Source organism: Oceanisphaera psychrotolerans (assembly GCF_001870485.1).
In the GTDB taxonomy this organism is placed as follows: Bacteria; Pseudomonadota; Gammaproteobacteria; order Enterobacterales; family Aeromonadaceae; genus Oceanimonas; species Oceanimonas psychrotolerans.
On sequence record NZ_MDKE01000033.1, the window covers coordinates 128,773 to 142,213 of the forward strand.

Annotated in this window: 11 protein-coding genes and 1 pseudogene; all 12 read right to left on the reverse strand. The window is 61.7% G+C overall.

What is annotated here, in order from left to right:
* Position 1 precedes the first annotated feature (1 nt).
* Complete coding sequence (locus BFR47_RS12170; RefSeq protein ID WP_071473313.1) at positions 2 to 844, reverse strand: OmpA family protein; 843 nt, start codon at positions 842 to 844, stop codon at positions 2 to 4.
* Positions 841 to 1,584: a flagellar motor protein gene (locus BFR47_RS12175; protein ID WP_071473314.1), complete on the reverse strand. Its 744-nt coding sequence runs from the start codon at positions 1,582 to 1,584 to the stop codon at positions 841 to 843. Before BFR47_RS12175 ends, BFR47_RS12170 begins: the two co-directional genes overlap by 4 nt.
* 1 nt (position 1,585) lies before the next feature.
* A complete protein-coding gene (locus BFR47_RS12180; RefSeq protein ID WP_071473315.1) occupies positions 1,586 to 2,713 on the reverse strand; it encodes a protein-glutamate methylesterase/protein-glutamine glutaminase in 1,128 nt (375 codons plus the stop codon).
* 59 nt (positions 2,714 to 2,772) lie between these two features.
* Positions 2,773 to 4,902, reverse strand: a complete 2,130-nt coding sequence (locus tag BFR47_RS12185; protein WP_071473316.1) for a chemotaxis protein CheA — start codon at positions 4,900 to 4,902, stop codon at positions 2,773 to 2,775.
* Between the two features lie 9 nt (positions 4,903 to 4,911).
* Complete coding sequence (locus tag BFR47_RS12190; RefSeq protein WP_071473317.1) at positions 4,912 to 5,661, reverse strand: protein phosphatase CheZ; 750 nt, start codon at positions 5,659 to 5,661, stop codon at positions 4,912 to 4,914.
* Positions 5,662 to 5,673: 12 nt separating this feature from the next.
* On the reverse strand, positions 5,674 to 6,045 hold the full coding sequence (gene cheY / locus BFR47_RS12195) for a chemotaxis response regulator CheY (RefSeq protein WP_425434012.1): 372 nt from the start codon (positions 6,043 to 6,045) through the stop codon (positions 5,674 to 5,676).
* Positions 6,046 to 6,344: 299 nt separating this feature from the next.
* Entirely contained in the window at positions 6,345 to 7,040 is a 696-nt protein-coding gene (locus BFR47_RS12200) for an RNA polymerase sigma factor FliA (RefSeq protein WP_139215171.1), read from the reverse strand.
* 9 nt (positions 7,041 to 7,049) lie between these two features.
* Positions 7,050 to 7,934: a MinD/ParA family ATP-binding protein gene (locus BFR47_RS12205; RefSeq protein WP_071473320.1), complete on the reverse strand. Its 885-nt coding sequence runs from the start codon at positions 7,932 to 7,934 to the stop codon at positions 7,050 to 7,052.
* Positions 7,927 to 9,318 (reverse strand): flagellar biosynthesis GTPase FlhF, encoded by a 1,392-nt coding sequence (flhF, locus tag BFR47_RS12210; RefSeq protein WP_071473321.1) that lies wholly within the window; start codon positions 9,316 to 9,318, stop codon positions 7,927 to 7,929. The genes BFR47_RS12205 and flhF overlap by 8 nt, the downstream gene beginning before the upstream one ends.
* A 15-nt stretch (positions 9,319 to 9,333) precedes the next feature.
* Positions 9,334 to 11,435 (reverse strand): annotated as a pseudogene (gene flhA / locus BFR47_RS12215) (flagellar biosynthesis protein FlhA).
* A gap of 82 nt (positions 11,436 to 11,517) precedes the next feature.
* Positions 11,518 to 12,651 (reverse strand): flagellar biosynthesis protein FlhB, encoded by a 1,134-nt coding sequence (flhB, locus tag BFR47_RS12220; protein WP_071473322.1) that lies wholly within the window; start codon positions 12,649 to 12,651, stop codon positions 11,518 to 11,520.
* A complete protein-coding gene (gene fliR / locus BFR47_RS12225) occupies positions 12,652 to 13,440 on the reverse strand; it encodes a flagellar biosynthetic protein FliR (RefSeq protein WP_071473323.1) in 789 nt (262 codons plus the stop codon).
* Between the last annotated feature and the right edge of the window lies 1 nt (position 13,441).

The window sequence follows — 13,441 nt, forward strand, 5'->3', positions numbered from 1 at the left end:
ATTAGTCCTGTGTTGTACTGATGCGTATCCCGCCGCCGGGCAGCTCGTAGCGGCGCAACGACAGACTCTCATCGGTCGTCAGCGGCCGGGACGGCAGGGCCGTTGGGGGCTGCCACTGCTGTGCCGAGATGGCGATTTCGACCCGCCGGTTGCGCGCTCGCCCCCGCTCGCCCAGCTGCCGGTCCTTGGGGTGAAATTCGCCGAAGGCTTCCAGCGCCAGCCGCGGAGCGGCGATGCCCCGATTAAGCAACCATTCCAGCACCCCGCGCGCGCGCTCGGCAGACAACTGCCAGTTGGAGGCATAGAGTTCGTTGCTGACCGGCAGGTTGTCCGCATAACCGCGCACCCGGATAAAATGATTCACCGGTGCCAGCACCGGCATGATGCGGCTCAGTACCGGATCGGCGTTCGGCCCCAGCAAGGCGCTGCCGCTGGCAAACAGCAGCTTGCCGTCAAAGCTCAGGGTCAGCCAGTCGCCCTCGCGCTCCAGCTCCACCCGCTGTTGCTCGAGCAAGGGCGCCAGTGCCGAGGCCAGCTCGGCGTTCAGCCTGGCCAGGGCCGCCTCTTCGGGCGAGGTCGGCGGGTCGGTCACGATGGCGGCAGACGCGGCAGACACCGTCACCGCCGCCAGCACCGCCTGCTCGGGCAGCGCCTCACCACTCAGGCGCACCATCGCCTGCTGCATGCCGTCCATCAATGGCTGCTGAATCTCGGTTTTACTGGCATGAATGGCATACAGCACCACAAACAGCGCAAACACCAGGGTCATGTAATCCGCATAAGACACCAGCCAGCGATCCAGACCGGCGCTGTACTGCCCCCGGGTCAGGGAGCGCCGCTTCAATGCCGCTGCCCCTGATACTGAGCCAGCTGGCGGCCGACCGCCAGGCTGCCGTCACCGCGGGCGATGGCCAGCAGGCCGATGGCGGTCAGCTCCCGGTAGCGCAACTCCAGCCGGTAGATGGCCCGCAACCGGTTGGCCAGCGGCAACAACAACAGGTTGGCCAGTCCCACCCCGTACAGGGTGGCGACGAAGGCCACCGCAATACCCGTGCCCAGCTGGCCCGGGTCCTCAAGGTTCGACATCGCCTGGATCAGCCCCAGCACCGCGCCGATGATGCCGATGGTCGGGCTGTAGCCGCCCATGGCCTCGAACACCCGGGCTTCCAGCTCTTTCTGTTCTTCGATACGGTCCAGCTCATTATCCAGCAGTTGTTCCAGAGCCGCAGGCTCGGTGCCGTCTACCAGCCACTGCAGTCCCTGGCGGGTAAAGTCGTCCAGCGCGTCATGCTCCAGCTGGGGCTCTAGGGCCAGAAAACCTCCCTTGCGGGCTTCGTTCGACCAGCGCAGCAACCGCGCTGCCTGCTCGTGAAACGGCCAGGCCGGTTGGCCAAACAGGGCCGTCAGTGCCTTGAGCGCACTCTTGCACTGAGGCCAGGGGGTTTGCAGCAGCACCGCGCCCAGGGTCCCGCCGCAGACAATCAGCAAGGCAGGGCCGTCCAGCAACCCCCACAGGCTGCCACCGTGCCACCACTGGGCCAGGGTGATGCACACCAGAGCCAACAGCAACCCGGTCAGCGCCATATCAGTGGCCCATTTCGTTGATGATGGCCTCGCCGATAAGCGGCAACGGCAGCGATTCGGTGGCGATGCCGGCCTTGGCTACCGCCTGGGGCATGCCATAGACCACGCAGCTTTCTTCATCCTGGGCCCAGACGCTGGCGCCCTGATCTTTCAACAGCCTCGCCCCTTCGCGTCCGTCCGCGCCCATGCCGGTCAGCACCACCGCCAGCACCTTGCCACCGTAGGTCTTGGCAGCCGAGGCGAAGGTAATGTCGACACAGGGTTTGTAATTGACCTTGTCGTTGCCTTCGATAATGCGCAACCGGGCGGCACCGGGGCGACCTTCAAACATCATCTGCTTGCCGCCGGGCGCCAGATAGGCATGACCCGGGCGCAACTGATCCCCGTCTTGAGCTTCCTTGACCCGGATCTGGCACAGACCGTCGAGCCGGGCAGCAAAGGCGGTCGTGAAGGTACCGGGCATGTGCTGGATCAGCACGATGGGATGGGGAAAATTGGCCGGCAACAGGGTCAGCACCTTCTGCAGCGCCACCGGGCCACCGGTGGAGGTGCCGATGGCCAGCAGCTGATAACTCTTGCCACTGCGCCGGGGCAGACTGCGCCGCTCCAAACCGGGCACTGCCGGCGCCGGAGTGGTCGGCGCGGCAGTATGCAGAGGACGACTGCGCTCCCCCGCCAGCGCCGACAAGGGCCGACCAGGGCTTGCCGACACCCGGGGCGGCACCACGGCACGACGACGGGCAATGGCCTTGACCCTTTGCTGCAACTGCAGAATGGCCTCTTCCTTGCTGCGGGCAATGTCCTCGAAACGCTTGGGGAGAAAGTCCATGGCGCCGGCATCCAGCGCATCCAGCGTGGCCTGGGCCCCCTCATGGGTCAGGGAAGAAAACATCAGCACCGGTGTCGGGGTCGCTTGCATGATGGCACGCACCGCGGCGATGCCGTTCATGACCGGCATTTCGATATCCATGGTGATCACGTCAGGACGAACCGAACGTGCTTTTTCCACCGCTTCCTGGCCGTTGGCGGCGGTATCCACCACGGTCAGCAGGGGATCCTGCTCCAGGATCTCGCTCACCCGGCGCCGAAAAAAGCTCGAATCATCAACCACTAACACTCTAATAGCCATTGTTATTCTCGTGCTCCCTTGTTGTTACCCGGCTTAATTGTTATCTGGCCCAGTGGTTATCAGGCGTAGCGCCGGGCATAGGCCTTGATCAGGCCGGCCAGATCCAGGATCAGCGCGATGCCGCCGTCACTGGTAATGGTGGCACCGGCCATGCCGGGGGTGCCGTGCAGCAGCCGATCGAGCGGCTTGATCACCACTTCTTCCTGACCAATCAACCCATCGACCACAAACCCCACCTGCTGGTTACCCACCATCACGATCACCACGTGCCCCTTTTCCTTGCGGGCCCGGCGCGGACCTTTGAGCAGCCAGTCCTGCAGATAGAACAGGGGAATGGCGCTGTTGCGCACCACCACCGTCTGCTGGCCGTCCACCATGCTGGTGCGAGTCAGATCGAGATGAAATATTTCGTTGACGTTGGTCAGCGGCAAGGCAAAGGTCTGCTCACCAACCAGCACCATCAGGGTCGGCAATATCGCCAGGGTCAGCGGTACCTTGATCTGCAGCCGGGTGCCCTTGCCTTTTTCGGAGTCGATAAAGATGGAGCCGTTGACCGAGGTGATGCCGGTCTTGACCACATCCATGCCCACGCCACGGCCGGACACATCGGTAATTTCCTTCTTGGTGGAAAAACCGGGTGCGAAGATCAGGTTGTAGGCCTCGTTGTCGCTCATGCGGGCGGCACCGTCCGCATCGAGAATGCCCCGCTCCATGGCGATACCCTTGAGCTTTTCCGGATCCATTCCGGCCCCGTCATCCTCGATGCCGAGCAGAATATGATCCCCTTCCTGAGAAGCGGTCAGCCGGATCACCCCGGCCCTCGGCTTGCCGGCCGCTTCCCGGACTTCGGGCAGTTCCACCCCGTGATCGCAGGAGTTGCGCACCAGGTGCACCAGAGGATCGGCCAGCGCCTCCACCAGATTTTTATCAAGATCGGTGTCTTCACCGACCATCTCCAGGTTGATTTCCTTTTTCAGGCTGCGGGCCAGATCCCGTACTACCCGCGGGAAGCGGCCGAAGACCTTCTTGATCGGCTGCATGCGGGTTTTCATCACCGCCCCCTGCAGATCGCCGGTCACCGCATCCAGATTGGCGACCGTCTTGGAAATCTCTTCGTTCTCGTGGCTGGCATCCAGGCTGAGCAAGCGGTTGCGCACCAGCACCAGCTCACCCACCATGTTCATGATGTTGTCGAGGGTTCTGGTGTCCACCCGCACCGTGGTATCCGGCGGCGCACTGTGATGCGCCTGGGCCTTGGCCGGCGCCTTGTCGGTTACGGTAGTGGCGGTAGCCGCGGCTGGCGCCGCCGGTGCAGACACGGCCGCCGAGGGGCCCTTGCCGGCGCCGTGCAGTTGATCGAGCAAGGCCTCAAACTCGAGATCGTCGATCAGGTCATCGCCGCTTTTCGCCGCCTGGCCGGACACCTCGGCCGGCGGCTCCGGCTCCTGCCGGGGGACGCCGCCGTGCCGACCGGCGCCGTGCAGTTGATCGAGCAGGGCCTCAAACTCGAGATCGTCAATGGTGTCATCGTTGCCGTCCGCCGCCGTCCCGGGCACCTCGGCCGGCACCTCCTGGCTCTGCTGAGGAACGCCGCCGTGCCGACCGGCGCCGTGCAGCTGATCGAGCAGGGCCTCGAATTCATCATCGGTAATATCATCGCCCGACTGCCCGGACGCGCTGTCCGGCTCGAGCGCATTCAGCATCTGCCGGTATTCGGTTTCACCGAGGTGGGCGATGGGAGCGTCCATCTTCACCGGCTCGGGTACCGCCATCACCGGCGCCATCGGCTCGTCTGCCGTGACCGGCTGGCAATAACGCTCCAGTTCTTCGAGCAACTGCGGCTCGGCGGCCGTCGGCTCCTCCCGGTTCTGAATTTCGGCGAACATGCTGTTAACGGTATCCAGCGCCCGCAGGATCACGTCCATCAGCTCGGAGGTGACCCGGCGCTGGCCGGTACGCAGAATATCGAACACGTTTTCGGCTTTGTGGCAGGTTTCAACCAGTGCATTCAGTGACAGAAAACCGGCACCGCCTTTAACGGTGTGAAAACCGCGAAATATCGCGTTGAGCAGGTCTTTGTCGTCCGGCTGTCGTTCCAGCGTCACCAGCTGTTCCGACAACTGCTCCAGGATCTCCGATGCCTCAACCAGAAAATCCTGCAGAATATCCTCGTCTACCTCAAAGCCCATGTTCTCTCCTTAGAATCCCAGACTGGACAGCAGATCGTCGACGCCGTCCTGATCCGAGACCACATCATGACGATGCTCTTTATTGATGATCGGGCCTTCGGCGGCAATGCCCGAAGCCGGTGCGCGCGGCGGCTCACCGGACGGGTCTTCCATGCCGGGCAGGCGACCGAAGACCGACAGAATGGCCACCAGCTTGGCTTCCACCTCGTGCACCAGGTTGATGACCCGGCGGATCATCTGACCGGTCAGATCCTGATAATCCTGAGCCATCAGAATTTCGGTCAGCAGTTGCCTTAACTGATCCGCATCCTGCTCGGAGCCCTGCAGAAAATCGTCGAGCTGAAAACACAGTGTCTTGAATTTATCCAGCTCCAGCTGGCGCTGCATCAGCTCGCGCCAGCCCGGCATCACCTGCTGGATCCGCTCATTGAGACGGTCGGCAATAGGCAGACAGGTTTCCACCGCATCCATGGTTCTGTTGGCGGCCTTGTCGGTCATGTCGATGACATAACTCAATCGCTCTCTGGCATCGGGAATTTCACTTTCCGCCAGCTCGGGCAGACGGGGATCGTTGCGAAACTCCTGCAGTGCATCGTGCAGCTGACGGGTCAGCTGACCTACCTGCTCGACCAGTTCTTTCGCCTGAGGCATACACACGTCGGTGAGATAATGGTCGGCCCCACTCTGATCACCACTTTCCAGCATCGCCACCAGCTGACGGGCCTGCTCCAGGGTGATCATTCCTTTCTGTTGTGCCATCTCGCTGCCTTTTTATCCAATTCGCTCGAAAACCTTTTCGAGTTTTTCCTTGAGTGTGGTGGCGGTAAAAGGCTTGACCACATAGCCGTTCACACCGGCCTGAGCGGCGGTGATGATCTGCTCGCGCTTGGCTTCCGCCGTTACCATCAGTACCGGCAGGTGCTTGAGCTTGTCGTCGGCGCGGATGGCTCGCAACAGATCGATCCCCTGCATGCCGGGCATGTTCCAGTCGGTGACCACAAAATCGAAGTCGCCGCTCTTGAGCATGGGCAAGGCGGTGGTGCCATCGTCGGCTTCGTGGGTATTGTTGAACCCGAGATCTCTGAGTAGGTTTTTAATGATCCTGCGCATGGTTGAAAAATCATCCACGATGAGGATTTTCATGTTCTTGTTCAAGCATTTCCTCCTATCAGCCAGACCAACAGCCGCTGAACATGGCAAGTATCTTAACTATATCGACCCTGTGTGCCTTAACTTAAATCGTATATAGCGGTATCAGGGCAATAAAATATGCCTAAAGCTTCAAATTTGATTGTTTAGTAAACGCAATGACGCGGCGGACCCGTCTGTTAAGCACACGCCTTTTGTCTGGTCATCACCTGCCGAGAGGCGGCAGGGTTGCCTATTCATGCAGCAAACCGGCTCGAGCCCGTAAAGACGGGCTGCCCGCCTGTGGTTTTCCGTTAACCCTTCCATTCTTTCAGTTTGGCGCGCAGCCGGTGCATGGCCTGACTATGGATCTGGCTGACCCGGGATTCACTGACCTCGAGCACCTGACCGATGTCCTTCAGGTTGAGTTCTTCGTCGTAATACAGGGACAGCACCAGGGCTTCCCGTTCGGGCAATGATTTGATGTGGCGAGACAGCTCGCCGAGAAAACGCCCCCGGGCCATGTCTTCGAAGGGGCTGGCCACCAGGCTCCCCTCCTCGGCGTGATGGTCGATGCCGGCGTCAAAGTCGTCCATTTCCAGAATCTTGCCGTTGCTGGTGTCGCGCAGCATGGAAAAATAGCTGTCCAGGCTCACCCCCAGCTCTTCGGCAACTTCCCGGTCTTCGGCGTTACGCCCTTCCCGACGCTGCACGGCGGCAATGGCGTCGGCTATCTGACGGCTGTGTTTGTGAACCGAGCGCGGCACCCAGTCGCCACGGCGAATTTCATCGAGCATGGCGCCACGAATGCGAATACCGGCAAAGGTCTCGAAACTGGCGCCCTTGCCGGCATCGAAGTTACGGGCCGCTTCCAGCAACCCCACCATACCCGACTGGAGCAGATCGTCCAGCAGGACGCTGTCCGGCAGCCGCGCCAGCAGATGATGGGCGATGCGCCGAACCAACCACGCATGACGCTCTACCAGCTGGGCGCCTGCTGCCTGGTATATACCAGTGCCTTATTCACTCCAGACATTCTGCTCTGCCACCGGTGGATTCAACAGCTTTTCGATAAAGAACTGCAAATGCCCTCCCGCATGCTGGGGGGCCGGCCAGCTCAGCGCCTTGCTGGCGAGCAGTTTAATCGCCATGGCGGAGGGCGAGGTGGGATACTGATTCACCACCAGCGTCTGGCGGCGTACCGCCAAGCGCAGGTTGCCGTCGAAAGGCACACAGGCTACCAGCTCCAGCGCCGCATCGAGAAAACGATCGGTCACCCGGGTCAGCTTGGCAAACAGCTCCTGGCCTTCCCGCTGGCTGCGCACCATATTGGCCACGATCTTGAAGCGGAACACCCCATAGTCACGGGACAGGATCTTGATCAGGGCGTAAGCATCGGTAATGGAGGTCGGTTCGTCACAGACCACCACCATCACCTCCTGGGCTGCCCGGGAGAAACTGAGCACCATGTCGGAAATACCGGCGGCGGTATCCACCAGCAGGATATCGATGGGTGTCTGCATTTCGCTGAAGGCGCGGATCAGGCTCACGTGCTCCAGCGGCGACAGCTCGGTCATCGACTGGTTGCCGGAGGTCGCCGGGATGATCTTGATGCCCTGGGGGCCTTCCACCAGTACCTCGTCCAGGGTGCATTCGCCCCGCAGCACATGAGACAGGTTGCGCGTGACCCGAATGCCCAGCAGCACATCGACGTTGGCCAGCCCCAGATCCGCATCCAGCACCATGACCCGCTTGCCCTGGGCCGCCATGGCCGAGGCCATGTTCAGGGTGATGTTGGTTTTGCCCACCCCGCCCTTGCCGCCGGTAACCGAAATAACCTGTACCCTGCTTGTTTTTTGCATGCGTCGCAGCCCACTCGCCTGGTCCTGAAACCAATTATTCATAAAAACGCGCATCCTCTTCGTCGGACTCGGAAGATTCCCAGTAGTAGGGATCTTCCCGACGCTGCTCCATGGTGCCCAGCGCCTGTTTGACCAGCTCGAAGGCATCGGCCAGCCGCAGGTCTTCCGGCACCCGCTGTCCATCGGTGATGTAGCTGATGGGCAGGCTGTTCTGAATGCTGATATCCAGCACATCGCCCAGCGCCAGACTTTCGTCCAGCTTGGTCAGGATGCAGCCGGCAAGGGGAATGCGGCGGAAATGATCCACCGCTTCCTGCAACACCCGGCGCTGGGCCGTGGCCGGCAGCACCAGATAATTGCGGATCTTGATCTGCTTGTCGCCCACCAGGGTATCGAGCTGCTCGTTGAGCCGCAGATCCCGCTGGCCCATGCCGGCGGTATCGATCAACACCAGCCGCCGATGACGCAACTGATACAGCGCCTGGGCCAGCTCCTGATAGGTGCGCGCCTGCTTGACCACCACTCCCATGATGCGACCATAGGTCTGCAACTGTTCATGGGCGCCGATGCGGTAGTGATCCGTGGTCACCAGCGCAATCTGGTCGGCACCGTAACGAGCGGCAAATCGGGCCGCCAGCTTGGCGATGGTGGTGGTTTTGCCGACACCGGTGGGGCCCAGCAGCGCCACAGCCCCGCCCTGACGCAATATTTCGTCTTCGCCGGTCATCAGTTGCTGACTCAGGGCGGCTTCAATCTGGCTCCAGGCCTCGTGTGGCTGCGCCCGTTCGTTGACCCGCATCGCCAGCTGATCGGCAAAGCCGTCACTGAAACCCAGTCCGTTCAGTTGCTTGATCACCATGGCGCGCACCGGCTCGCGGCGCTCGACTTCCTGCCACATCAGGCCGGAAACCTGATGTTCGAGCAGGCTGCGGATGCTGGCAATTTCCTGACGCATGGCGTTCAGTTCCTTGTCCTTGGCGCCTTCCTTGCGTCGGTGCTCGCGAGCATCATGCAAAGGAGGTGGCGGTGTCAGCGGTTCCCGCTGGCCCAGACTGGGTTCTTTGCGCGCCTCCCTGGCCGAGGCTTTGTTCAATCCGGCCCCGGCCCAGCTGCCCTGTTCGGCCAGGGTCTTGGGAGACGCCTCGCTTCGGCCGCGCATCAACAGCGATTGCAGGGTCTCCGACTGCTGCTTGTCGTCCAGCGGGGAAATAAATTGACGGGCCTGCGACGAAATTCTGACATTGTCCTCCCGCAGGGGGCGTTGTGCCGGCGCAACCGGCGTGTCGTCTTCATCCACCGCCGCCACTATCTCGATGCCGCCCGAGACTTTTTTATTGGACATGATCACCGCGTCCGGGCCGAGGACGTCTTTCACCTCGGCCAGGGCGGCCCTCATGTCCTTGGCAAAAAACCGTTTTATCTTCATTCAAGCTCCACCCTGCTACTGCTGACCGACAGACGCCACAATGCGGATTTGACGGTCATCAGGCACTTCCTGATAAGACAACACCCGCAGACTGGGAATAGTGTGTTTTACAAAGCGCGCCAAGGTGGTACGCAACATGCCGGAGGTAAGCAAAATAGCCGGTTGCCCCTCCATTTCCTGATTGGCCGCCGCCTGTGCCAGCGATTGCTGCATGCGCTCGGCCAGACCGGGCTCGATGCCGCTGCCCTGAGCGCCGCCGGCCTGCAAAGAGTTCTGCAATATCTGTTCCAGTTCTGGTGCCAGGGTGATCACCGGCAGTTCGCGCTCGGTACCGGCAATCTCCTGCACCATGAACCGGCGCAGGGCGATACGACAGGCGGCGGTCAGCACCTCCGGATCCTGACTCTTGGACGCATACTCGGTCAGGGTCTGCAATATGGTGCGCATGTCGCGGATGGTCACGCCTTCGTGCAGCAGGCTCTGCAGCACCTTGGTCACCAGCGCCAGATTCATGGTGTTGGGCACCAGCCCCTCCACCAGCTTGGGCTGTGTGCGCCCTATCTGGTCGATCAGATTCTGTACTTCTTCGTGTCCCAGCAACACCGAGGCGTGATTGGTCAGCAGCTGGCTGAGGTGCGTCGCCACCACCGTGGCCGCATCCACCACCGTGTAGCCCAGGCTCTGGGCCTGTTCGACCTGATCCCGGGCAATCCAGGTCGCTTCCAGATCGAGGCCGGATCCCGGGTATCGATGCCCTGCAAGGGCCCGAAGACCTGGCCGGGATTGATGGCCAGCTCCCGGTCCGGGTAAATGTCGGCCATCCCCGAGCTCACCCCCATCAGGGTGATCTGGTATTGATTGGGTCCCAGCTCCAGGTTGTCGCGAATGTGCACGGCGGGGATCAGAAAGCCCAGCTCCTGCGAGAGCTTCTTGCGCACTCCCTTGATCCGGCTCAGCAATTCGCCGCCCTGAGCCTGATCGACCAGGCTTATCAGCCGGTACCCCACCTCCAGGCCAATGGTGTCTACCTGGGCCACATCGTCCCAGCTCAGCTCTTTCACCTCGTTGCCCGCCACCGCCGGGGCCTGCTCGTCGGTCTCGGCCTGCTGCTGCAGCCGGGCGTTGCGTTTGACGGTCCACCAGGCGGCGAAGGCCGCCAGCCCCCCCAGCAGCAGAAAGGCGAAATGGGGCATGCCCGGCACCAGTCCCATGGTAATGAGAATGCCGGCGGCAATGGTCAGCGACTTGGGATTGTCGAACAGCTGCCCCAGCATCGCCTGGCCCATGTCTTCCCGGGTATTCTGGCGGGTCACGATAATGGCGGCGGCAATCGACAGCAGCAGCGAGGGTATTTGCGCCACCAGACCGTCACCGATGGTCAGCAGGGTATAGATTTCGGCCGCCTCGCCGAACGGCAGCCCGTGCTGGGCCATGCCGATGATGAAGCCGCCGATGATATTGATGAACAGGATCATGATGCCGGCGATGGCATCGCCCTTCACGAACTTGGAGGCACCGTCCATGGAGCCGTAGAAGTCGGCCTCGCGGGTCACTTCGTCCCGGCGCAGCCGCGCCTCGTCCTGATTGATCAGCCCCGCATTCAGGTCCGCATCGATGGCCATCTGCTTGCCCGGCATGGCGTCCAGGGTGAAACGGGCACTGACTTCCGAAATACGCCCCGCGCCCTTGGTGACCACTGCGAAGTTGATGATCATCAGGATCAGAAACACGATAAGGCCGACCGCGTAGTTACCGCCGATCACCACGGAGCCGAACGACTCGATCACGTTACCGGCCGCATTGCCGCCCTCGTGCCCCTCCAGCAGCACCACTCGGGTCGAGGCCACGTTCAGCGCCAACCGTAGCAGGGTCGCCACCAGCAACACCGTCGGAAAGGCGGCAAAGTCCAGCGGCCGCTGGCTGTACACCGCCACCAGCAGGATCACCAGCGCCAGGGAAATATTGAACGAGAACAGCACATCCAGCAGCAGGGCAGGAATGGGCAGCACCACCATGCCCAGCGCCGCCAGCACCAGCAGGGGGGTCCCCAGCCCTTTGTGAAACCAGGAAGACCAGGGGCCCACCTGTACCTGTAGAAGCTTGTCCTTGAATGCCATTACCGCTGCTGTACTGCCGAAGATTGATGCATCTTGTCATGCAATAAACAGGCCAGAATAAACAGCAAGGTGCAGGGTGCGATTACACCCGGTATTCATCCGGTATCGGCAGTTCATCCTTCAGCGGCACGGGCTTGCGGCCCTGCCCCTTGCGCCAGGCGTTCAGCTGGAACACATAGGCCAGCACCTGGGCCACGGCCACGAAGAGACCGTCGGGAATTTCCCGATCGAGTTTGGTGGAGTGGTACACCGCCCGCGCCAGCGCCGGCGACGAAATTACCGGCACCTCATACTCCCGGGCAATCTCCCGGATCTTGAGCGCGATTTCATCCAGTCCCCTGGCCACCACCACCGGCGCCGAGCCGGGCTTGCCCTTGTCATACCGCAGGGCCACAGAATAGTGGGTCGGGTTGACCACCACCACATCGGCGGTGGGGACTTCTCCCATCATGCGGCGATTGGCCATTTCCTGCTGCAAGCGACGAATGCGTCCCTTGACCTCGGGCTTGCCCTCGGTGTTCTTGTATTCGTCCTTGATTTCCTGCAGCGTCATCTTCAGCTGACGGGTGTGATTCCAGATCTGAAAGGGCACATCGATGGCCACGATGGGCAGCAGCGCCATGCACAGCAGCAGGCCCATGCGCAGCAGCAGCTCGAGGGAGCCGACCATGGCGGCAGGCAGGGTTTCATCGCTCAGGCGCAGGATGTTGTCGAACTGCCCCCACAGCAGCCAGATGGCCAGAGTGGCAATCAATACCACCTTGGCGATGGACTTGAGCAGCTCCACCAGCGCCTGCATGCCGAACATCCGCTTGAACCCCTTCATCGGACTCATGCGTTCGAGTTTGGGCATCATCGCCTGGGTACTGAAGTTGAAGCCACCGAGCAGGCTGTTGCCGATCAGCGCCGCCACCAGCACGATGGCAAAAAGTCCGAGCAAGGGCCACAGCAACCCCAGCAGCGAGTCACGCAATGCCGGCATCATGGCCTCGGGATCGAACAGGGTCGCCCGCTCCACCCGGAAGTTACGCTCGAACACACGAGACATGGCCAGGCCCAGCGAGTCGCCGACCATCATCAGCCCCAGGGCCGCGCTTAACAGCACCGCGGCGGTGCCCAGTTCCTTGGAACGGGGGATCTGGCCTTTTTCTCTCGCCTGGCGAAGGCGTTGTTCCGTGGGCTGTTCTGTTTTTTCCTGACCGTCCGACTCCGCCATTCAGCCTCCTTCACAGGTCAGGTTAAGGGTGTTGCACATCACCCCCTGCAGCCGCAGCCACTGATTTTCGAAATGCCCCAGAAAGCCGCCCAGGGTCAGCCACAGAATGAAGAGGCCACACACCATGCTCACCGCAAAACCGACGCTGAAGATATTCAGCTGGGGCGCGGCCCGGGTCATGATGCCGAAACTGAAGTTGATCAACAGCATGGCGACGATGGCCGACAGCGACATGGCCACCGCCGCCTGAAACAGCAGGCTGAGCAGGCCGGCCAGGTTTTCCCAGCTGGACACCGTGATGCCGTTCATCGACACCGGCAGGGTATCGAAGCTCAGCACGATGGCTTCAATCATCACCAGGTGGCCGTTGAGGGCCAGAAACAGCAGGGTACCCAACATCAGGTACAACTGCCCCACCACCGGGGTGGACTGGCCATTGAGCGGGTCCACCATGGAGGCAAAGCCCAGGCTGGTCTGCATGGCGATGATCTGGCCGGCGGTCACGAAGGTTTGCAGCAGAAACTGGGACAGCAGGCCGATAACGGCACCAATCAGCACCTGCTGCCCGGTGATCAGAAAGCCTCCGGCGGAAAACAGCGCCACCTCGGGCATGGGCGGCAGCACCGGCGCCACCGCCAGGGTGGTGGCCACCGCCAGCAGCAGCCGGTTGTAAACCGGCGTCAGCTGAGCGCCAAACATCACCATGGTCATCATCATCCCGGCAATGCGGCACAGCGGCCACAGGTAACTCGCCAGCCAGATCAGGATTTGCTCGGTGCTGTAGTTCAAG

Bases quoted from the DNA above. Each gene is read 5' to 3' on its own strand.
- BFR47_RS12175 (WP_071473314.1), bottom strand. From the start codon at position 1,584: ATGGCGCTGACCGGGTTGCTGTTGGCTCTGGTGTGCATCACCCTGGCC.
- BFR47_RS12180 (WP_071473315.1), bottom strand. From the start codon at position 2,713: ATGGCTATTAGAGTGTTAGTGGTTGATGATTCGAGCTTTTTTCGGCGC.
- BFR47_RS12185 (WP_071473316.1), bottom strand. From the start codon at position 4,902: ATGGGCTTTGAGGTAGACGAGGATATTCTGCAGGATTTTCTGGTTGAG.
- BFR47_RS12190 (WP_071473317.1), bottom strand. From the start codon at position 5,661: ATGGCACAACAGAAAGGAATGATCACCCTGGAGCAGGCCCGTCAGCTG.
- cheY (WP_425434012.1), bottom strand. From the start codon at position 6,045: ATGAAAATCCTCATCGTGGATGATTTTTCAACCATGCGCAGGATCATT.
- BFR47_RS12205 (WP_071473320.1), bottom strand. From the start codon at position 7,934: ATGAATAATTGGTTTCAGGACCAGGCGAGTGGGCTGCGACGCATGCAA.
- flhF (WP_071473321.1), bottom strand. From the start codon at position 9,318: ATGAAGATAAAACGGTTTTTTGCCAAGGACATGAGGGCCGCCCTGGCC.
- flhB (WP_071473322.1), bottom strand. From the start codon at position 12,651: ATGGCGGAGTCGGACGGTCAGGAAAAAACAGAACAGCCCACGGAACAA.